General features: G+C 57.3%; 20 protein-coding genes. 4 read left to right on the top strand and 16 right to left on the bottom strand.

Going from position 1 to position 19,143, the window contains the following annotated elements:
• Nucleotides 1-4: 4 nt before the first annotated feature.
• The 3 genes from tatB to AC2FH2_RS02960 all read left to right on the top strand — a co-directional run bounded on the left by tatB (nucleotide 5) and on the right by AC2FH2_RS02960 (nucleotide 2,337).
• On the top strand, nucleotides 5-463 hold the full coding sequence (tatB, locus tag AC2FH2_RS02970; protein ID WP_281971998.1) for a Sec-independent protein translocase protein TatB: 459 nt from the start codon (nucleotides 5-7) through the stop codon (nucleotides 461-463).
• Nucleotides 460-1,377: a twin-arginine translocase subunit TatC gene (gene tatC, locus AC2FH2_RS02965; protein WP_142633471.1), complete on the top strand. Its 918-nt coding sequence runs from the start codon at nucleotides 460-462 to the stop codon at nucleotides 1,375-1,377. Before tatB ends, tatC begins: the two co-directional genes overlap by 4 nt.
• Nucleotides 1,378-1,494: 117 nt before the next feature.
• Nucleotides 1,495-2,337, top strand: coding sequence for an ATP-binding protein (locus AC2FH2_RS02960; RefSeq protein WP_496693451.1), 843 nt, complete (start codon nucleotides 1,495-1,497; stop codon nucleotides 2,335-2,337).
• A 60-nt stretch (nucleotides 2,338-2,397) separates the two neighbouring features.
• On the opposite strand, the gene AC2FH2_RS02955 is transcribed toward AC2FH2_RS02960, so the two are convergent.
• The 10 genes from AC2FH2_RS02955 to alr all read right to left on the bottom strand — a co-directional run bounded on the left by AC2FH2_RS02955 (nucleotide 2,398) and on the right by alr (nucleotide 12,228).
• A complete protein-coding gene (locus AC2FH2_RS02955; protein ID WP_496688285.1) occupies nucleotides 2,398-3,042 on the bottom strand; it encodes an SDR family NAD(P)-dependent oxidoreductase in 645 nt (214 codons plus the stop codon).
• A gap of 42 nt (nucleotides 3,043-3,084) precedes the next feature.
• On the bottom strand, nucleotides 3,085-3,333 hold the full coding sequence (locus tag AC2FH2_RS02950; RefSeq protein WP_496688283.1) for a hypothetical protein: 249 nt from the start codon (nucleotides 3,331-3,333) through the stop codon (nucleotides 3,085-3,087).
• A 252-nt stretch (nucleotides 3,334-3,585) separates the two neighbouring features.
• On the bottom strand, nucleotides 3,586-5,109 hold the full coding sequence (gene purF / locus AC2FH2_RS02945) for an amidophosphoribosyltransferase (protein ID WP_281994533.1): 1,524 nt from the start codon (nucleotides 5,107-5,109) through the stop codon (nucleotides 3,586-3,588).
• 616 nt (nucleotides 5,110-5,725) lie between these two features.
• Complete coding sequence (locus AC2FH2_RS02940) at nucleotides 5,726-6,331, bottom strand: CvpA family protein (protein ID WP_142633482.1); 606 nt, start codon at nucleotides 6,329-6,331, stop codon at nucleotides 5,726-5,728.
• Between the two features lie 41 nt (nucleotides 6,332-6,372).
• Entirely contained in the window at nucleotides 6,373-7,734 is a 1,362-nt protein-coding gene (gene radA / locus AC2FH2_RS02935; protein ID WP_142633484.1) for a DNA repair protein RadA, read from the bottom strand.
• Nucleotides 7,735-7,855: 121 nt separating this feature from the next.
• Nucleotides 7,856-8,635: a DNA repair protein gene (locus AC2FH2_RS02930; RefSeq protein WP_142633486.1), complete on the bottom strand. Its 780-nt coding sequence runs from the start codon at nucleotides 8,633-8,635 to the stop codon at nucleotides 7,856-7,858.
• Nucleotides 8,636-8,783: 148 nt separating this feature from the next.
• Nucleotides 8,784-9,236, bottom strand: a complete 453-nt coding sequence (locus AC2FH2_RS02925; protein WP_496822807.1) for a paraquat-inducible protein A — start codon at nucleotides 9,234-9,236, stop codon at nucleotides 8,784-8,786.
• A gap of 435 nt (nucleotides 9,237-9,671) precedes the next feature.
• Nucleotides 9,672-10,418, bottom strand: coding sequence for an ABC transporter ATP-binding protein (locus AC2FH2_RS02920; RefSeq protein ID WP_496693454.1), 747 nt, complete (start codon nucleotides 10,416-10,418; stop codon nucleotides 9,672-9,674).
• Nucleotides 10,415-11,197, bottom strand: coding sequence for an MlaE family ABC transporter permease (locus tag AC2FH2_RS02915; RefSeq protein WP_142633494.1), 783 nt, complete (start codon nucleotides 11,195-11,197; stop codon nucleotides 10,415-10,417). The genes AC2FH2_RS02920 and AC2FH2_RS02915 overlap by 4 nt, the downstream gene beginning before the upstream one ends.
• Entirely contained in the window at nucleotides 11,194-12,228 is a 1,035-nt protein-coding gene (alr, locus tag AC2FH2_RS02910; RefSeq protein WP_282027372.1) for an alanine racemase, read from the bottom strand. The genes AC2FH2_RS02915 and alr overlap by 4 nt, the downstream gene beginning before the upstream one ends.
• Nucleotides 12,229-12,460: 232 nt before the next feature.
• On the opposite strand from alr, the gene AC2FH2_RS02905 reads away from it, so the two are divergent.
• Nucleotides 12,461-13,003: a GNAT family N-acetyltransferase gene (locus AC2FH2_RS02905; protein WP_271947370.1), complete on the top strand. Its 543-nt coding sequence runs from the start codon at nucleotides 12,461-12,463 to the stop codon at nucleotides 13,001-13,003.
• A 3-nt stretch (nucleotides 13,004-13,006) separates the two neighbouring features.
• On the opposite strand, the gene AC2FH2_RS02900 is transcribed toward AC2FH2_RS02905, so the two are convergent.
• The 6 genes from AC2FH2_RS02900 to AC2FH2_RS02875 all read right to left on the bottom strand — a co-directional run bounded on the left by AC2FH2_RS02900 (nucleotide 13,007) and on the right by AC2FH2_RS02875 (nucleotide 18,962).
• Nucleotides 13,007-14,497 carry a replicative DNA helicase gene (locus AC2FH2_RS02900; protein WP_496822804.1) on the bottom strand — a complete coding sequence of 497 codons (1,491 nt, stop codon included), beginning with the start codon at nucleotides 14,495-14,497 and terminating at the stop codon, nucleotides 13,007-13,009.
• 225 nt (nucleotides 14,498-14,722) lie between these two features.
• Entirely contained in the window at nucleotides 14,723-15,403 is a 681-nt protein-coding gene (locus AC2FH2_RS02895) for an orotate phosphoribosyltransferase (protein ID WP_142633501.1), read from the bottom strand.
• A gap of 128 nt (nucleotides 15,404-15,531) precedes the next feature.
• Nucleotides 15,532-16,713 (bottom strand): ammonium transporter, encoded by a 1,182-nt coding sequence (locus tag AC2FH2_RS02890; RefSeq protein WP_281972005.1) that lies wholly within the window; start codon nucleotides 16,711-16,713, stop codon nucleotides 15,532-15,534.
• 148 nt (nucleotides 16,714-16,861) lie between these two features.
• A complete protein-coding gene (locus tag AC2FH2_RS02885) occupies nucleotides 16,862-17,341 on the bottom strand; it encodes a CinA family protein (protein WP_496822803.1) in 480 nt (159 codons plus the stop codon).
• Complete coding sequence (locus AC2FH2_RS02880; RefSeq protein WP_496822801.1) at nucleotides 17,338-17,835, bottom strand: phosphatidylglycerophosphatase A family protein; 498 nt, start codon at nucleotides 17,833-17,835, stop codon at nucleotides 17,338-17,340. The genes AC2FH2_RS02885 and AC2FH2_RS02880 overlap by 4 nt, the downstream gene beginning before the upstream one ends.
• Complete coding sequence (locus tag AC2FH2_RS02875; protein WP_496822799.1) at nucleotides 17,832-18,962, bottom strand: bifunctional 2-C-methyl-D-erythritol 4-phosphate cytidylyltransferase/2-C-methyl-D-erythritol 2,4-cyclodiphosphate synthase; 1,131 nt, start codon at nucleotides 18,960-18,962, stop codon at nucleotides 17,832-17,834. The genes AC2FH2_RS02880 and AC2FH2_RS02875 overlap by 4 nt, the downstream gene beginning before the upstream one ends.
• Nucleotides 18,963-19,143 lie beyond the last annotated feature (181 nt).

The following is a 19,143-nucleotide window of genomic DNA, read 5'->3' as shown; positions in this document are numbered from 1 at the left end:
CGGTATGTTTGATCTGGGCTGGACCGAGCTTCTGGTCATCGGCGTCGTTGCCCTGATCGTTGTGGGGCCAAAGGATCTGCCGGTTTTGTTCCGTAATGTCGGTCGTTTTGTCGGCAAGGCCCGTGGCATGGCGCGCGAATTCAGCAGTGCCATGAACGATGCGGCGGATCAGGCGGGTGTGAATGACATCAAAAAAGGTCTCAACGCGGCCACCAACCCTGTAGGCAGCGCCATGGATGGTGTGAAAGAAGCCGCGCAGGACCTGGCCAAAAGTATCGACCCCACCAAGTTTGACCCCGATAGCGAGACCGGTAAGCTGGCCGCCGAACGGGCCGAACAGGCCAAGAAGATCCAGGCCTCGACCGCACGCGCTGCGGCCGAGCGGAAGGCGAAAGAAGCCGCCGACGCGCTGGCCAAGGCTGAAGAGGCCGAAGCCGCGCTGAAAACCGAAGGCAAATCATGACCGACACAGACGAGATCGAAGACAGCTCGGCCCCATTGATCGAGCATCTGGCGGAACTGCGCACGCGGTTGATCCGCGCGGTCATTGCCTTTGTAATTGGCATTGTCCTGGCCTTTACGGTCGCGGAACCTATCCTGCAATTCCTGGTCCAACCAATCGAGGCAACGCTGCGCGATCTGGGCGATCCGTCTCCGACTTTGCAATATACCTCGCCACAGGAATATCTGTTTACGCTGTTCCGAATTTCGATGGTGTTTGGGTTTGCGCTGGCCTTCCCGGTGATCTCCTATCAACTCTGGCGCTTTGTGGCGCCCGGTCTGTACAGGTCCGAGAAGGGCGCTTTCCTGCCATTCCTGGTCGCCTCGCCGTTCATGTTCCTGCTTGGGGCATCTTTTGCACAATTCGTGGTAACGCCGCTGGCCATGCAGTTCTTTTTGGGCTTTGCGGATGTCAGTTCGATTTTTGCCAATCTGTTGTCGGCGACTACCGGAGATGTTCCAGAAGAGATCGTGGTTGTGCCCGAAACCACCGAGGGCGTGAAGATCACGTTCTTCGGCAAGGTGAATGAATCGCTGGATATCACGCTGAAATTCATCCTTGCCTTTGGCCTGTGTTTCCAGCTGCCGGTTCTGCTGACCTTGATGGGTAAGGCCGGTCTGGTCAGCGCCGAAGGTTTGGGCAGTGTCCGCAAATACGCCATGGTGGGCATTCTAGTGCTGGCCGCCCTTGTGACGCCGCCGGATGTGATCACTCAGATCATCCTGTTTGTCGTGGTCTATGGCCTCTATGAGGTGTCGATTTTCCTTGTCGCCCGAGTTGAGAGAAAGCGCGAGGCCGAGCTGCGCGCAGAAGGCTACTATGACGACGAAGAAGAGGCGGATGCCGATATCATCCACGAAGAAGACGGCAAATAAAGCTGCGATCAAGCTATGAACAGGCGCGCCCATCCCGGCGCGCCTTTTTCATGCGCCGCTCTTGTCGCGCCGGGCGGAACATGGTTTGAGACCCTCCAAACACGACCGGAGGCCCCAATGGATACACAAGCCCTGAACCGTATTGCCGACGCGCTGGATCGCATGGCCCCGGCGCCTTTGGCCGCGCCCGATTTTGCCGCAGCTCCGGCTTTTGTCTGGCATGTCGAACCCGACCGCCTGGAACCGGTTAAGCAGGTCAATCGGGTCGATTTGGATCTCTTGGTGGGTATCAACCGGTCTCGCGATACACTTTTGGACAATACACGCCGCTTTGCCGCTGGATTTAAGGCCAACAATGCACTGCTCTGGGGTGCGCGCGGTATGGGCAAATCCAGCCTTGTCAAAGCGGTCCACGGCACCTTGCAGAACGAACATCCCGATCTGAAACTGGTTGAGCTGCAGCGCGAGGATATGGGCTCGGTCGCGCGTCTGCTGAACCATCTACGCGCCGCGCCGCATCGGTTCATCCTGTATTGTGATGACCTGTCCTTCAGCCACGATGATCAGCACTACAAATCGCTCAAGGCAGTGCTGGACGGTGGCATCGAAGGTCGCCCGGAAAATGTGGTGTTCTACGCCACCTCAAACCGCCGCCACCTGATGCCGCGGGATATGATCGAAAATGAACGTTCCAGCGCCATCAACCCGTCTGAGGCCGTAGAAGAGAAGGTCTCACTGTCGGACCGGTTCGGGCTATGGCTGGGTTTCCATCCTTGCGATCAGGACGAATACCTTGCCATGATCGACCGCTATTGTGCTTCTTACGGCGTCTCGGTCGACGCAAACTCCCTGCGCGCCGAAGCGATCGAATGGCAGGCCACACGTGGTGCGCGCTCGGGCCGTGTTGCATGGCAATTCTTCGTCGATCTGGCCGGAAGAAACGGTGTTCACATCGCGTAATCCGCCGGCTTCATCTGGCTAAAAATACCTCCGCCGGAGGCATGGCCCAATGGGCCATTCCTATAACAGAGCCAGAATGCGCGCCGCTTCATCTGCGGTGCTGGTCAATGCCTCCCGATCCTCACCGGGATGAAACCGGGCACGCACGGCAGTTGGCATGGCAGCCGGTTCCACGATGCTCACACGCGGCCCGGTGCGCTCAGTTTCCAGCGCCCAGCTACGGGCCAGAGCCATCTGCGCCGCCTTGGTGGCACCGTAGATGCCATAGAATTTCTCACCCGCCTTCGGATCATCGAAAAACACCGCATGGCCGGCCTCACCCAGCAAAGGCGCAACATAGGGGATCAGGACCGACGTGGCGGTTGCGTTGGTGTTAATGGCTTTGGTCCATTCCTTGGGGTCAATGAAATGGGTCGGCGTCAGGGCCGAAGTGTGAACCGCAGTATGCAGCCACAGGTCCACCTTGCCCCAGCGATCATGGATGCCACGACACAGAGTGGCCATCGCATTCGGGTCGGCAATATCCATCGGAGCCAGGGTGGCTGAACCGCCCTTTGCTTTGATGCGGTCGTCCAGTTCTTCCAACCCGCCGGTGGTACGGGCGACAGCGACGATGTGGTACTCTGGTGCCAGCGCCTCGGCCAGGGCAGCGCCCAGCCCGCGTGAGGCCCCGGTGATGAGGGCGATTTTAGTCTGATCGGTCATGACTGCGGTTTGAACCCAAGCGTGCAGCGCGTCAAGACAGGATTAGCTGCCTGGGATCGCTATGCGCGTCGTCTGACCGCTTTGTCGCAGCATGATGCCCTCGGCATCAATGGCCACAATAGTACCTGAAGACACACGGCTGCCCAGCTTGACCTCTTTGACCCGGCCAGAAGACATCCGCATCAGCGCGCGCATATCGGCTTTTGGCCCAAACACCCCAAGCAGGGTGACAGAGTTTTTGCTAAGCGCGCCCTGTTGCGTGGCCGCGCTTGTGACGGTTTTGTTTGACATAGAGTGCGGTTGCGGCGCGCGGCCCCAACCCCTTTTGATGAGTGGTTGGAGGCGGGCTATCAAACGCAATAAGGGAACAAAAGGTCTGGTGAATTGTCCGTTCCGTCACTTTCAAAAGGCAATCGGTGAACCCATTGCGATTGCATTTCCTTCGCCAAAAAGTTGTGCGCGGAAACTAAGCGAATTTACACCGATGCAGGTCGGAAACCGCCCGGCTTGGACCGGGCAGAGAGCTACCGATTCGCCGGAAACTTATCCCGAAGCCAGCTTCGCCGCATTCCAGGATCCGCCGGGCACCTGCATGTCTTCACGTTTCTTACTAACGCGTGAGCTGCTTTCGAGCGTATCCAGATAGTCTTTGCTGACGCTTCCGGTGATGTATTTTCCGTCAAAACACGAACAGTCGAACGCTTCGATTTCTGGATTTCCTTCCTTGGCGGCCCAGATCAGATCGTCCAGATGCTGATAGATCAGGGCGTCTGCACCGAGCTCTTGCCGGATTTCCTCGACCTCTTTGCCATGGGCAATCAGCTCATGTTTGGTGGGCATGTCGATGCCATAGACATTGGGGTATTTCACCGGCGGTGAGGCGCTGGCAATGTAGACCTTCTTGGCTCCAGCCTCGCGGCACATTTGCACAATCTTCTTGATCGTGTTCCCGCGGACGATGGAATCATCGATCAACAGAACATTGTGGCCGTCAAACTCCAGCGGAACCGCATTCAGTTTGCGGCGCACGGATTTCTGACGTTCGGCCTGACCGGGCATGATGAACGTTCGTCCGACATAGCGGTTCTTTACCAGACCTTCGCGATAGGGAATGCCGGTGATCTTGGCCGCCTCAAGCGCGACGGGGCGGGCGCTGTCTGGGACCGGGATGATCCGATCAATCTCAAGCCCTGATTCCTGGATCTGTTTGGCCAGCGTCTGCCCCATACGCATCTGCGTTTTATAGACAGAGACGCCGTCCAACAGAGAATCCGGACGCGCCAGATAGACATATTCAAAGATACAGGGTGTCAGCTTGCCTTCGACCGCCTGGAATTCGTGCATGTTGCCGTCCAGGTCGATCAGGATCGCTTCGCCAGGGCGCAGGTCGCGCATCTTGTTGAAGCCGTTGATGCCAAAGGCCACATCTTCCGAGGCAAACGCAAAGTCGTCGCCACCGCTTTCGGTTTCGCGGATGGCCACCGAGAGCGGGCGAATTCCGTGCGGGTCGCGGAAGGCCAGCATTCCGACACCTGCAATCAGGCAGATCACCGAATAAGCGCCCTGTACCCGTTCCATCGTCATCTTCACACCGGCAAAGATATTGCGAATGGGCTCGGCGTTGCCATTGACCTTGATTGCGTCAGCGACCTTGTCCGCCAGAACGTTCAGCAGAATTTCCGAATCTGACGTTGTGCGCAGGTGGCGGCTGTATTTTCCGGTGACCTTCTCACGCTGTGCGGCAGTGTTGGTGATATTGCCATTATGAACCAGGTAGATGCCATACGGGGCATTCACGAAGAACGGCTGCGCCTCGGCCGCGCTGAGCGACCCGGCGGTCGGATAGCGCACATGGCCAATGCCGACCTTTCCAAGCAGGGTATCGGCGTCCTGTGCGTTAAACACGTCCTTGACCAGCCCGTTGGCTTTCTTTTCGCGGAAGAACTCTCCGGTATAAGTGACGATACCCGATGCATCCTGACCCCGGTGCTGTAGCATCAGAAGCCCGTCATAGATTTCCGCAAACACATCATGTGTTCTGCTTGCGATCCCCAAAATCCCACACATGTACGGGCTCCAAATTACTATGACGATTTAAGTTGTGGCGGTGTTCGGAACATCAGCATGGCGGTGTCTTTGCCTGATACTTCCCATAGATCTTGGGATGCAGACGCGCCCTGGTCGCAAGCGGCAGGCGCGAAAGAAAACAGATACAGCAAGATCGGCAGCTCCGATTCCATGTCAGTTCGGACTTCACATAAAGCCTTACGGAGGCTGTGTCATCAAAGGATCACATTTGCGATTTGACGCAGGTGGAATTTGCCACAATGGCCGAACAAAAGGTGACAGGTTTCGCAGCTTGTGCTGTCATAGAGGAAACAATCCGAAACAATAGTTTCTTCAAGCCAAGCGGATTTCAGACATGTGGCAAAACAATCAAGGTCAGAAAAAGCAAGAACCGGTAAAACGCCGGTGCCACCGATGCCGTGGAATGGGGCGCGCACCCTGTCAGATTTGCGGAGGCGCAGGTGAAGTGATCAAAAGTCGGGACATTTTTGGCAAGCCCGTCATGTCCCGTTGCGAAGGGTGCTTTGGGCTGAAAAACATCAGATGCACCGTTTGCGCCGGAGAAGGGTTTGTCTAAGTCGAATTGAAAAAGCCCGGCTTTGACCGGGCTTTTGCTTTATTCCGCTGCAGGTGCTTCAGGGGCGGCAGGTGCGTCGGATGGATCGGCGCTTTCACCACAGCTGGCTACCAGTTCTTCATATTGGGATGTTACCCACCCCAGCGCGGCTTCGGGGTTTTGCTCTTCGATTTTGTCGCTGAATTGTTCGAACACTTTGGCTGACCGGCTTTCGTCGACGATGGTGTAGGATTGACCCGTCATGACTGTGTCATAGACGAAGAAGGCAATCGCCACCAAAAGGATGCCGCGCGCGATTCCAAAGAAAAACCCAAGTGCCTGATCCAAGCCGCCCAGCGCAGACCGTTGCACAAGAGATGAGAACAGTGGGGTAAATATACTAACCACGATCAGGGCAATGGCAAACACGCCAGCGAACCCGGTGATAACCGACAATTCACAACTGTCGCGCAGGAAATCTCCGACAACGGGGATTTCTTTGACCAGTGGAACGGCCTGTGGTGCGAAAATGAATGCCAAAACTGCCGCCGCAACCCATCCCGCGATCGCGAGAATTTCCCGCAACAGGCCACGGGAATAGGCCAGCAGACCCGATATAACGATGATCAGGGCAACTACCCCGTCAATTATTGTAAAACCTTCCATGGCCCTCGCCCGTAATTTTTTCTGCCCCTCAAGGCGTTACCTTAACCTGCTCCGAAGGTTTCGCCAACAAACCCTACCAAATCAGAGGGCCGGGTGAGTGTCAGACCTGCCACAGTACCGGTTTTCCCGCCTGCCGGAGCTATGGCGGATGTGAAACCAAGTTTTTGGGCTTCTTTCAACCTGTTTTCTGTCTGAGGGGCCGGTCTAAGTGCCCCGGACAACGAGATTTCTCCGAAAACGACGGTGTCCGTTGGCAGGGCTGTGTCCTCGCGCGCGCTGAGTAGCGCGGCAGCAACGGCAAGGTCCGCGGCTGGCTCGGTGATTTTAAGCCCGCCAGCGACGTTGAGATAGACATCAAGCCCGGCAAAGGGGATGCCGCAACGGGCTTCGAGCACGGCAAGGATCATTGCCAGCCGTCCGCTGTCCCAGCCGACGACGGTTCGGCGAGGCTGAGAGTGGGGGGATGGGGCAACCAGCGCCTGAAGCTCGACCAGAACCGGCCGTGTCCCTTCGATACCAGCAAATACGGCCGATCCGGGGCTAGGCTTGCCGCGTTCAGATAGAAACAGGGCCGACGGGTTTGTGACTTGTGCCAGACCCTTGCCTGTCATCTCGAACACGCCAATCTCATCGGCTGGACCAAACCGGTTCTTGACCGCGCGCAGAATGCGGAACTGATGCCCGCGTTCACCTTCGAAATAAAGAACGGTATCGACCATGTGTTCAACCACGCGGGGGCCAGCGATCTGGCCATCTTTGGTGACATGGCCAACCATGATGATTGAAACTCCGTGTCGTTTCGCAAACGTGGTCAATTCATGTGCTGCGGCGCGGACTTGTGACACTGAACCCGGTGCGCTGTCGACGTTGTCGGCCCACATGGTTTGAATTGAGTCGATGATTGCGAGACCGGGTTTCTCGGCTTCCAGCGTGGTGAGGATGTTACGCAGGTTGGTTTCGGCGGCCAGTTGCACGGGCGCATCTTCAAGCCCTAACCTGCGCGCGCGCATCCTAACCTGCGCGCTGGCTTCCTCGCCCGAGACGTAAATGGTTTTCACACCTGCACGCGAGAACCGGGCCGCGGCCTGCAGCAAAAGGGTGGATTTGCCGATGCCCGGATCCCCACCTACCAGCAAGGCCGAGGCGGGGACGAGTCCGCCTCCCAACACGCGATCCAGCTCCTCGACCCCGCAGAGCGTGCGGGGAGGGGGCGTTTCCTCGGTCGACAGGTCCGTGAGTGTGATAGACTGGCCGCGCTTACCACCGAGGGATTTTTTGGCCGGGCCAGCCGAAAGGGGTACGTCTTGCGTGATGGAATTCCATTCACCGCAACCGTCACAGCGCCCGGACCACCGTGAATGAGTGGCACCGCAGGCCGAGCATGAAAAAGTTGTCTTTGCCATGGCGCCCTTGGTGCCCGAGGAATGGCGGTTCTTCAAGCCCTCGTGGGCCTTCATCTCCGCCGGTAGCGCGCCATATCCTCAGGCCCGTTTGGGCCATTGTCCAAAGCGGGCGCCGTCGCGCCTATTCGGCGGCGCGAGGTGGCGACATAGCTATGACGCTCGACGGCTTCGATGCACCGTCCTTGGGCTGCTGCAGTTGCGCCGACAGTTCCGGCAACAGTTCGAAAAGTTCGTCGCGCAGGCGGGTTAGCTGAGAACGAGCGATGGATTCCTCGATTTCAACATCATGGGTCCACTGGCGCAGCTCGTGCTGAATGGTTTGTGCCTCTTCCAGCCGTTGCTGAAACAGTTCGATCTCTTCCTGGCGTTGCTGCAGGAATGTGCGGGCACGGGCGATGCGGGTATCCCCGTAAGTTTCGGCCAGTTCTTGGCTTATCTGGCTCATTTGCGCGGCCAACTCCAGAATCTCTGGTTCGAGCGATTGCAGGTTGGGATGTTGGCGCAGGAAGGCCATCCGCTCTTTGACCGCATCAAATTCGGACGACAGGATAAATGCCCCGCTGCGGTCCTGCGCATGGGCCAGCTGATAGGCATGGGCGATGTCGTGCATGTTCAGCGCAAATTTACGGTGCGCGTTTTCCAGCGCCATCATCCGGGCATTCGCAGGAAGGTAGAAGGCCAGCATCAGGATCAGAGCGGTCAGGCCAATCTGAACATAGATCCCGGCGTCGATGATGGTACCGCCTGCCAGTCCGGCTTGCATGGAAAGCCATGGCAGCACGCCCAGGGCGGATAGCATAGTGGTTGCGACGGCCAGAAAAGCCGCGGAACAAATCAGAAAAAATGTCAGTCGTAAAAATGCGTTTTGAAACTGTAATGTTAACGTGTGGAGTGCGGTCATGTTCGACGATCTCCTTCTCAAACCGATACATATCGGTCCGAAGCGGACAAAGGTTGAACACAATTTTTGATCCGCTACGGACCGATCACTACAAGAAACTGGCTGCTCGAAATATTAAGATGATACTCAGATAAGCGTTTTCAATCAATTAGGTCTGATGATTTCGTGATCTGGATGTCATCTCGGTAATAATACCCAAGCCGATTGAGGCCAGAATACAGGCCGTAAACAGGTAAAGCCCCCATGCGGTTTCGATGGTCGCGTAAGAGATGCCTTTGGCCAGCGTGATATAGAGCGCGATCAGGAAGATGTCGGCCATCGCCACCTTACCGAGAATATTCAGCGCAGGTTGAACGCGCGCATCCAGCAGGTCCCATTGGATCAGGGCGGTGCCGATGGTTTTCAGATAGGGGGCAAAAAGGGCGAAGACGGTGACGATCAGCGCGAGGAAGATATCGGATTTCCAAAGGGACTGGAGCCCGGTGATGACACTGATTTCAGAAAGGCCAAAGATGGGCAGGAACCCCGCACGCATCAGCGGGGCGAACCACGCGATGGGGTAGAGGATCAGCAGGGAGAGGGTGACGAGGCGGAGGGTCATTTGCTCCATCGAAGTTCAAGCGGGAACATAATTTTAGGGCTTAAGTGTTTTTTGGTTGAGCTTTCTTCTTCGAATTCCCTCGTTTTAGCTGAAAAAACTCCCAGAACATATAAAAAACAGTAAGTGGAAGGACGACTATTAGGGCAAAATCGGCTTGCCTAGAAAAAGCAGAATCATAGTACCAGTCGGGATAAAGAAACTTCCAAACTATAACCGGCGAGATACTGGCGATCAAACGAAGTGGAACCGAATAGTAGGTCACAAACTCTTTTGCCAGTAATAGAAACGTTTTCAAGTTCTTGTTCCTCCGAATATTCTGGTTGTTCAGTTTTTGTATTGCGAGAGGTTCTCCAAAGAATGAAGCATGAGAAACTAAATCGATAAAGCAAGTTTCCGTGGAAACTGATTACATTCCTTGATGCGTCCCTTGCGCGATCACCGCACCGCCTCAATCGGCCCCTCTGCGCTCCCGCTGATGAACTGTTCCACATAGGGATCACCTGAGGCGTCCATCTGCCCGACGGGGCCGGTCCATTGGATCACACCTCCGTGCAGCATGGCGACGTTATCGGCAATCGCGCGGACCGAGCTCATGTCGTGGGTGATGGTCATCGCGGTGGCGCCCATTTCGGTCACGATCTCGCGGATCAGGTCGTTGATGACACCGGACATGATGGGATCAAGGCCGGTGGTGGGCTCATCGAAGAAAATGATCTCGGGCTCGGCGGCGATGGCGCGGGCCAGGCCCACGCGTTTTTGCATACCGCCCGACAGTTCGGCCGGGAAACGATCGGCCACATCCGCCTTCAGACCCACGCGGCGCAGTTTCTCGATGGCGATCTCGCGCGCCTCGTCCACGGGACGTTTGAGCGAACCGCGCAGCAGGCGGAAGGCGACGTTTTGCCAGACGGGCAGCGAGTCGAACAGCGCTCCGCCCTGAAACAGCATTCCAAACCGGGCCAAAAAGGCATCGCGGTCGCCTTTGGTGGCATCTTTGCCGTCCACATAGATCGTGCCGCTGTCAGGTTTGATCAGGCCAAGAACGCATTTCAGAGCCACCGATTTGCCGGTGCCCGACCCGCCGATGATGACCATCGAGGTGCCCTTGGGGATCTCGATATTGACGCCTTTGAGGACCTGATTGGACCCAAAGGCTTTATGTACATTCTCCATCCGGATCATATCGAGAAGAACACCCCTGTGAGAACGAAGTTTGCAGCCAGAATCATGATTGCGGCAGCCTCGACCGAAGATTTGGTCGCAGCGCCTACGCCCTGCGCGCCCCGGCCCGAATTCATGCCGTAGTAACAGCCCATGGTCGCCGTGATCAGGCCAAAGGCCGCGCCCTTGGTAAGCGAAGAGACGATGTCATGAAATTCGAGGAAATTCATGGTGTTTTGCAGGTAGGCCGCGGCGTTGAAGCCCAGGCTTTGGGTCGCCACGATATATCCGCCCGCAATGCCGATCACATCGCCAACAGCAACAAGAATCGGCACGGTAATAACGGCGGCCAGCACCCGCGGCGCGGTGAGGTACTTCATCGGATGCGTGGACAAAGTTACAAGCGCGTCGATCTGCTCGGTCACTTTCATGGTCGCGATTTCGGCGGCGATGGACGATGTGACCCGCGCTGCAATCATCAGACCACCCAGAACAGGCCCAAGCTCGCGCACCATGCCGATCGCTACGATTTGTGGCACCACAGCTTCGGCATTGAAACGCGCACCACCTGCATAGATCTGAAGCGCCAATGCACCGCCGGTAAATATCGCCGTCAGGCCAACCACCGGCAGGGACATCCAACCGATATTCATCAGAGCGACCGCAAATTCGCGCGGATAATAGGGGGGGCGGAAAATATGTGAAATCGCGTCTACAAAGAACAGAGCGACCTTGCCGAAATTTGCAAGCAAAGACAGGGCTGTACGTCCCAACCCGCCCAGCATTGAAAGAGGGTTCATTCGATATAGCCCCGAGAGTAGCGCGCGCCTAGAGATGTCAGAATTTCATACCCGATGGTGCCGGCGGCCTCGGCCAGATCATCTACTGTCTGGTGACCGTTGAGAATACGCAGGCGTTCCGGATCCTCGGGCAGATCCGTTACGTCGATGGTGATCAGATCCATTGAGATCCGGCCAACGACAGGGCAGGGCCTGTCCGCCACAAAGGCATCAATGCCGCCTCCGATAGCGCGGTGAAGCCCGTCTGCATACCCGGCCGCAACCGTGGCGATACGGGATTTGCGCCGCGCGACCCAGCTATTGCCGTATCCCACGCTTTCGCCGGGCTCGACCTCGCGCACCTGAATGACCGGAAGGTCGACGGTGACGACGGGTTTCGCATCGGCAAAGGGTTGTCCGCCATACATCCCGATACCGGGACGGCAAAGGTCGAAGTGATAATCGCTGCCCAGAAGGATACCGCCGGTGGCCGCAAGCGATCTGGGGGCCGCACTTCCATCAGTCAATTCGTGGAACACCCGCAGTTGGTGGCGATTCATCGGGTTGTCAGGTTCATCCGCACAGGCGAGATGCGACATCACCAGCGACGGATTAAGCGGCTCGATCTCTGTGCGCAACGCGGCCCAGTCCGCAGGCTCAATCCCCAAGCGATTCATGCCGGTATCCAACTGGATTCCAAAGGCGTGTTCAGGCAAGGCCTGACGATGGCGGCGGAACTGTTCGGGCGAATTCAGCAATGGCGTCAAATTGTGTTGGAGCAGTTGGTCGCTGTCGCCTTCCATATGCCCGGAAAAAACACTTATCGTTGCGTCGGGTCCGACAGCCTCGCGCACGGCGGCACCTTCTTCGGCAGCCGCGACAAAGAAATTTCTGACACCTTCTTCAGCAAGTGCGGCAGAGACAGGACCAGCGCCCAGGCCATAGGCGTCGGCCTTGACCACGGCACCCGTTTCACAGGACGTCTTTGCATCAAGCGCCTGCCAGTTGCTGGCCAGTGTATAAAGATTGATCGTTAAGCGTGCAGTACTCATGCGTCTGTTCATGACATTGGATCGCGTCAGGTCAAGGGGGGTCGCAGCGATAATTGACCTGTACGTTGCGCATAACGGCACCTTGAGGCCGGGAAGCGGGTTGAAACAGCGTAAATCTGCGTATTGAACATCTGAGGGCGCCAAATCACTATTGTGCGCACATCGTGGTCAACCATGATCGGGTCAAGGTGATCGTTCACTAATACCCAAGGGGGCCTGTTGGGATGAAAACATGATTGAACTCTCGTTTGGGTACAAAAACCAGAGCAGTAGGTTGCCTGATTTCTTTTATGATGTGTTCTCTGCTTCAGAGGGGGGCGAGGAAGGACGGGCCATTCAATCTTTGATCAGGGAATTGCTGAAAACCGAGCCCGATCAGGATCTGCAGGGATGTGTTGCAACTGATGGGGGCGATCTTCTGGGATGTATCATGTTCTCACGCCTGACCTTTGATCAGGATCCGCGACGGGTGTTTCTGATGTCGCCCGTGGCCGTGCGGACGGATCGGCAACGGGGTGGGATCGGGCAGAAGCTGATCACCTTTGGTCTGGACCAACTGCGGGCCCAAGGCGTCGATTTTGCAATAACCTACGGAGATCCGTCGTATTACGGCAAAACCGGTTTCCTGCCCATTTCTGAGGCATTCGCGCAGCCGCCAATGCCGCTTAGCCAGCCGATCGGATGGCTAGGGCAATCTCTGTCCGGTTCACAGGCTGATCCAATGGTGGGGCCGTCACGCTGTGTCAGTGCATTTGACCGGCCCGACCTTTGGTGACGGTCAGTAGCCTTCGATCTGACCGTCCTGCTGCCAGGGTTTGACGAGGTTCCCGAAGCGGGTGAACTGTGCTTCGAAGGACAGCTCGACCGTACCGATGGGGCCGTGGCGCTGTTTGCCAACGATAACTTCGGCCTTGGCGTGCAGGCGTTCCATGGCCTGCTTCCACTCTTCCATCTTCTCCAACTCATGATCGCCGGGCTTTTCCCGTTCTTTGTAGTATTCCTCGCGGAACACGAACATCACCACGTCGGCATCCTGTTCGATCGAGCCTGATTCCCGCAGGTCGGACAGTTGAGGGCGCTTGTCGTCTCGGTTTTCAACCTGCCGGGATAGCTGAGACAATGCGATGACCGGGATGTTGAGTTCCTTGGCAATGGCTTTCATACCCATCGAAATCTCAGCGATTTCGTTGACGCGGTTTTCGGCCATGCCGCGGCACAACTGCAGATAGTCGATCACCAGCAGGTCCAATCCATGGGTCCGCTTCAACCGCCGTGCACGCGCGGCGAGCTGTGAAATCGGTAGTGCCGGGGTGTCGTCAATGAACAGCGGGCAGGCTTCCAACTCCTTGGCTGCATCAACAAAGCGGCGAAACTCACCCTCGGTCATGTCACCCTGGCGGATCTTGTGGCTCGAGATTTCCGAGGCTTCGGCCAGAACCCGGCCCGCCAACTGCTCGGCGCTCATTTCCAAGGAAAAGAACCCGACCACACCGCCGTCAATCGCACCTTCGGTGCCGTCCGGTTTCAGCCCGCGCTTATAGGCTTTGGCAACGTTGAACGCCACGTTGGTCGCCAGCGATGTTTTCCCCATCGACGGACGCCCGGCCAGAATAATCAGGTCAGACGGGTGCAGGCCACCCAACTGCTTGTCCAAATCGGTCAGACCGGTGGAAATCCCGGCCATGCCACCACCGCGCTGATAGGCTTCGTTGGTGACGTTGACGGCCTCGGTGACCGCCTTGAGGAAGGATTGAAACCCCTGTTCGGTCTGGCCCTGTTCAGACAGCTGATACAGCTGCTGTTCGGCCTCGACGATCTGTTCCTTGGGCTCGCTGCTGACATCAACCCGCGCCGCCTTGTCCGAGATATCGCGGCCCAGCCGGATCAGCTCGCGCCGGATGGCCAGGTCATAGATCATCTGGGCATAGTCTTGCACAGCAAAGGCACTGATCGACGCGCCCGCCAGTTTGACCAGATAGGCGGGACCACCCAGTTCCTTCAGGCCTTCATCCTCGGCCATGAAAGATTTCAGCGTGACGGGCGAGGCCAGCGCGTTCTTGGCGATACGGGTCGCGGCGACCTCGTAAATACGCGCATGGACCGGATCATAGAAATGCTCGGCCCCGATGATCGAGGCGACCCGGTCATACAGATCATTATTGGTCAGGATCGCACCCAGAAGCTGTTGTTCAGCCTCAATAGAATGCGGCATGGTATCGGCGTTTTGGATCTGTGCCGCTGCCTGCTCGATGCTGCTTATCTCGTTCATTTTGTCCCCGCTGCCCGTCCCGAGGTTCTATACGCGAAACGCCATTGCAAGCTATCTGGAAATACCTGTGGCTAACTGGGGGTAAGGCCTAGGGATAACTTTCCAGACAGTTTGGACGCTGTGGTGTGCTTGGCCTATTATGTAGGAAAGCGGGGAAAAGTCACCAGATATCGTATATGCTCAGCCGATTCTTTGGCGCTTATCCCCAATCCATCCACAACAGGTTTAGGAGGGTTTATTGGCCTCTTGCCAGCCGCGCGGGTCGTTCAGGAAGGCTTCGACACCGTCAAGTGTTTCCGTATCAAAGGCTTTCTGCGCTTTGGCCTCGGCCAGAACATCCCACCAGGTGCACAGCGAATGCAGCTTCACCCCATGATCGCCCAGAGTTTTCTCGGTTTCCGGAAAGATGCCATAATAGAAGATCACCGCCGTATGCCCGCAGGTCGCGCCGGTTTCGCGGATCGCATCAACGAAGGACAGTTTGGATCCGCCATCGGTGGTCAGATCCTCAACCAGCAACACACGCTCGCCCTCGTTCATCGCGCCTTCGATCCGGGCGTTGCGGCCATAGCCTTTGGGCTTTTTACGCACATATGTCATCGGCAGGGCCATGCGTTCAGCGACCATCGCGGCAAAGGGAATGCCCGCAGTTTCGCCGCCAGCGATATTATCGAACGCTTCAAAGCCCGCATCCCGCATCACTGTAACGGTCAGGAAATCCATCAGAGTAGACCGGATGCGCGGGTACGAGATCAGCTTTCGGCAGTCGATATAGGTCGGGCTGGGCAGTCCGCTGGCCAATGTGAATGGCTCGCGCGAATTGAAGTGAACGGCCTTGATTTCCAGTAGCATCCGCGCGGTCAGACGGGCGATTTCGGTGCTGTCGGGAAAGGAACTGGGGATCATGGCGGGACCTCTGAGCTGAAAAACCTTCGGGGCTGATAGCCTGCTGCTGCCGTCAGAGTCGAGGGGGCAGGCAAAAGAAAAGCGGGCCCAAATGGGGCCCGCTGTAAGCTTTCATAATGGCTTGGTGATTAGCTTGACATGTCGTAGGCACGTTCGCCATGCACCGACAAGTCAAGGCCATTGGTCTCAGTCTCGGCATCCACACGCAGCGGCGTGACGGCTGAGACCAGCTTGATCAGCACAAAGGTCACCACAGCGGTAAAGACGCCCACGATTGCCAGCCCGCCAAGCTGCGCGGTCCAAGTACCCAGACCGAACAAGGCGATCATGATCGTGCCAAAGATGCCGCCAACGCCATGCACTGCAAACACGTCCAGCGTGTCGTCGATTTTCAAAATGTTGCGCATGACATAGACCGCTTCCTGACACAGGATACCTGCGACGCCGCCGATGATCAGCGCCTGAACCGGGCCGACGAAACCCGAAGCTGGGGTAATCGAGGCGAGACCGGCGATGGTTCCGGTCACAAGACCCACCATCGAGGCTTTGCCAAAGCGAATTTTCTCCCACAAGGCCCAGGTCAGGGATGCAGTGGCCGCCGAAAGATGCGTCACGGTCATCGCCATCGCCGCACCACCATCTGCCGCCAGTTGCGAGCCGCCGTTGAACCCAAACCAGCCGACCCACAGCATTGCGGCGCCGATCATGACATAGCCAGGATTATGCGGAGGCGTCGTGCGGTTGCGGCGCGGGCCGAGTGCAACGGCAATGATCAAAGCGGCCAGACCTGCCGTTTCATGCACCACGATGCCACCGGCGAAATCTCGCACACCAATCTCGCCAAAAATGCCGCCATCGCTCAGCATTCCGCCGCCCCATATCCAATGGACCACGGGCGCATAACACAGCAGCATCCACAGGGCCGAGAAGGTCAGAACAAAGCCAAAGCCAACCCGTTCGACATAAGCACCGACGATCAGGGCGGGGGTGATAATGGCAAAGGTCATCTGGAAGGCAAAGAACAGAATTTCGGGCAGGGTGCCGGCCAGGCTGTCGGCATCTACACCATTCAGAAAGGCCTTGTCCAACCCGCCCCAAATCCCGCTTTCACCGGGGCCGAAGGCGATGGAATATCCTGCGACCAGCCAGAGAATGCTCATCAAGCAGGCGATGCTAAAGCAGTGCATGAACACGCTCAGCACGTTGCGGGCGCGTACAAGGCCGCCATAGAAGAGGGCCAGGCCCGGAAGTGTCATGAACAGGACCAGTGCGGTTGCTACTATGATCCAGGCGGTATCGGCTCCATTCATCAGCCACTCTCCTTTTCAGAATGCGTGGCGGGGCTTGAAGCGGATTGCGACTGGGGAAAAAAGAGGCAGAGCCCAAAAAAGCAGCCTATTTCAGGGGCCTTTTTTGAAGAGTTGATTAATTGGGCGTCAAATTGTCGAGCATGCCCGATTATTGGGCAGTGCTGAAAAGTGCCTTTGACAGCAGTGCCAGCGCGTGATCCCGCGCAGCGCGGCGCACCCGATCGCGGCCCAATGCGCCGAATTCGACGGTTTCTGTCATGGGTGGGATGCCGTCACCGGCCACACCAAAACATACCCGGCCTTCGGGTTTAAACTCGGATCCGCCCGGGCCTGCAATGCCGGTAACCGACACTGCCAGTTGCGCCTGTGAATTCTGCAAGGCACCCTCGGCCATTTCGCGCGCGACCTGTTCAGAAACCGCGCCATGGGCATCCAATGATTCCTTGCGGACACCCAACATTTGCTGTTTGGCAGTATTTGTGTAGGTCACAAAACCGCGCTCAACGACCGCAGAGCTGCCGGGGATATCCGTCAGCGCCGCTGCAACCATCCCGCCAGTGCAGCTTTCGGCGGTGGCGATCATCACCCCTTTCGCCTTGGCGCGCTCCAGCAGGTCGGAAACGGTCACAGCCCCAGAACTCCGTGCGTGAACCCGGCGGCCAGCATGATGCCTATGGCTGCGAAAACGCCGGCAATGACATCGTCCAGCATGACACCCATGGGATCGTTGCGCCGGTCGGCCCACCCTACGGGACCAGGCTTCAGAATGTCGAACAGGCGGAACAGAAGGAACCCGGTCACCCAACCCGGCCACAGCGCGGTGATGTCGATCCCGTGCGCCCAACTGGGATAGGATATCGCCCAAAGTGCGAGGAACTGACCTGCGACCTCGTCAATCACAATCTCGGAAGGGTCGTGGTCTTCTTGCCCGGCGGTCATCACCCGCGTGGCCCACAGACCGCCGAAAAACACCGCGACTGTCGCGACCGCCAGTAAGGGGAAGCCGCCCAGAGTATGCAGAACCCATACCAAGGGCAGGGCAACCAAAGACCCCCAGGTGCCGGGGGCGGGTCGCAGATATCCGACGCCACAAACAGTGCCAATCAGTTGTGCAACGGTCATGATTTCACCAAACAAGCTGTTGCAATAGAAGCAATTCCTTCACCACGCCCGGTAAAACCCAAACGCTCGGAGGTTGTGGCCTTGACCGAAATCTGATCCTGGCGCAATTCCATGATCTTCGCCATCTCTGCCCGCATGGCCGCGGCGTGAGGCCCGACCTTGGGGTATTCGCAGACCAGCGTGCAGTCGACATTCGAGATACGATATCCCATCTGCCCGGCCAACTCGACCGCGTGGCGCAGGAAAATTTCGCTTGCCGCGCCTTTCCATTGGGGATCTGAGGGCGGAAAGTGCTGTCCGATATCCCCTTGTGCCAATGCTCCGTAAATCGCATCGGTGACTGCGTGCATACCGACATCCGCATCAGAATGGCCTTGAAGCGATCGGTTATGCGGAACTTTGATACCGCACAGGATTACGTGATCCCCGTCACCAAAACGATGCACGTCGTAGCCGTTCCCCAGCCTTACATCCATATCCGTTCCCAATATGCGTTCCGCCCTGGCAAAATCCTCGGGTCGGGTGATTTTCAGGTTGTCCGTATCGCCCGGCACGATGCAGACGTCCAGCCCGGCGGCGCGCGCGACTTCCACGTCATCCGCTGAACCTCCGGGATGCGCGGTGTGAGCAGCGACGATTGCGTCATAGTGAAAGCCTTGCGGGGTTTGCGCTGCATGCAACCCGGATCGATCCTGAGTGCCTGTGACCATAGTGTCGCTTGCTGTCCACAAGGCGTCCGTCACCGCAAGGCCAGGTGCTGCACCGGGGAAATTGTCCAGAGCGGCCAGAACGGCATCAATGATCTCGGTGCTGACACAAGGACGTGCGACATCGTGGATCAAGACGCGGGCCACATTCATCCCGTTCAACGCCGACAACCCGCTGCGCACCGATCCTGCTCTGTCTGACTCGCCTTCCGCGAGGATCAGATCGGCGCTTTCAAATTCTTCCCAGGCGGGGGCATCCTCCTTCGACAGCACAAGGACGATGTGATCGACTTGCCCGCGGAATCGGTCGATGGTCCAGTCGGCCACTCGACGACCTGCCAGATGGCGCCACTGTTTTGGCGTGCCGCCTCCGGCGCGTTGACCGCGTCCTGCGGCGACAATGATAGCTGCGGTCGTCATGTGTCGTGCTCTCCGACGAGTTAAGGGCAATGTTTAGGGTGCGGTGAAAGCAGAGGCAATCACTCGGTTTCATCTGCTTAAAAAATAGGCAAACGATGATTTTGCATGCTTGTTCATGGCGGTTTTGTTGTTCATATGCACTCAATTCGATATCAAAGCTGCAACTGCTCAAGGATTAAGC

The organism is Ruegeria sp. YTSA105 (assembly GCF_059610225.1).
The sequence above is the reverse complement of the archived record's forward strand: the minus strand, read 5'-3'. Positions and strand labels throughout refer to the sequence as shown.

Coding starts and splice junctions, on each gene's coding strand:
- purF (WP_281994533.1), bottom strand. CDS start 5,109: ATGTGTGGGATTTTGGGGATCGCAAGCAGAACACATGATGTGTTTGCG.
- AC2FH2_RS02925 (WP_496822807.1), bottom strand. CDS start 9,236: ATGACCCTCCGCCTCGTCACCCTCTCCCTGCTGATCCTCTACCCCATC.
- AC2FH2_RS02920 (WP_496693454.1), bottom strand. CDS start 10,418: ATGATCCGGATGGAGAATGTACATAAAGCCTTTGGGTCCAATCAGGTC.
- AC2FH2_RS02950 (WP_496688283.1), bottom strand. CDS start 3,333: ATGTCAAACAAAACCGTCACAAGCGCGGCCACGCAACAGGGCGCGCTT.
- AC2FH2_RS02960 (WP_496693451.1), top strand. CDS start 1,495: ATGGATACACAAGCCCTGAACCGTATTGCCGACGCGCTGGATCGCATG.
- tatC (WP_142633471.1), top strand. CDS start 460: ATGACCGACACAGACGAGATCGAAGACAGCTCGGCCCCATTGATCGAG.
- AC2FH2_RS02880 (WP_496822801.1), bottom strand. CDS start 17,835: ATGACCGTTGCACAACTGATTGGCACTGTTTGTGGCGTCGGATATCTG.
- AC2FH2_RS02875 (WP_496822799.1), bottom strand. CDS start 18,962: ATGACGACCGCAGCTATCATTGTCGCCGCAGGACGCGGTCAACGCGCC.
- AC2FH2_RS02940 (WP_142633482.1), bottom strand. CDS start 6,331: ATGGAAGGTTTTACAATAATTGACGGGGTAGTTGCCCTGATCATCGTT.
- AC2FH2_RS02905 (WP_271947370.1), top strand. CDS start 12,461: ATGATTGAACTCTCGTTTGGGTACAAAAACCAGAGCAGTAGGTTGCCT.
- AC2FH2_RS02915 (WP_142633494.1), bottom strand. CDS start 11,197: ATGAACCCTCTTTCAATGCTGGGCGGGTTGGGACGTACAGCCCTGTCT.
- alr (WP_282027372.1), bottom strand. CDS start 12,228: ATGAGTACTGCACGCTTAACGATCAATCTTTATACACTGGCCAGCAAC.
- AC2FH2_RS02930 (WP_142633486.1), bottom strand. CDS start 8,635: ATGACCGCACTCCACACGTTAACATTACAGTTTCAAAACGCATTTTTA.
- radA (WP_142633484.1), bottom strand. CDS start 7,734: ATGGCAAAGACAACTTTTTCATGCTCGGCCTGCGGTGCCACTCATTCA.
- AC2FH2_RS02955 (WP_496688285.1), bottom strand. CDS start 3,042: ATGACCGATCAGACTAAAATCGCCCTCATCACCGGGGCCTCACGCGGG.
- AC2FH2_RS02900 (WP_496822804.1), bottom strand. CDS start 14,497: ATGAACGAGATAAGCAGCATCGAGCAGGCAGCGGCACAGATCCAAAAC.
- AC2FH2_RS02890 (WP_281972005.1), bottom strand. CDS start 16,713: ATGAATGGAGCCGATACCGCCTGGATCATAGTAGCAACCGCACTGGTC.
- tatB (WP_281971998.1), top strand. CDS start 5: ATGTTTGATCTGGGCTGGACCGAGCTTCTGGTCATCGGCGTCGTTGCC.
- AC2FH2_RS02895 (WP_142633501.1), bottom strand. CDS start 15,403: ATGATCCCCAGTTCCTTTCCCGACAGCACCGAAATCGCCCGTCTGACC.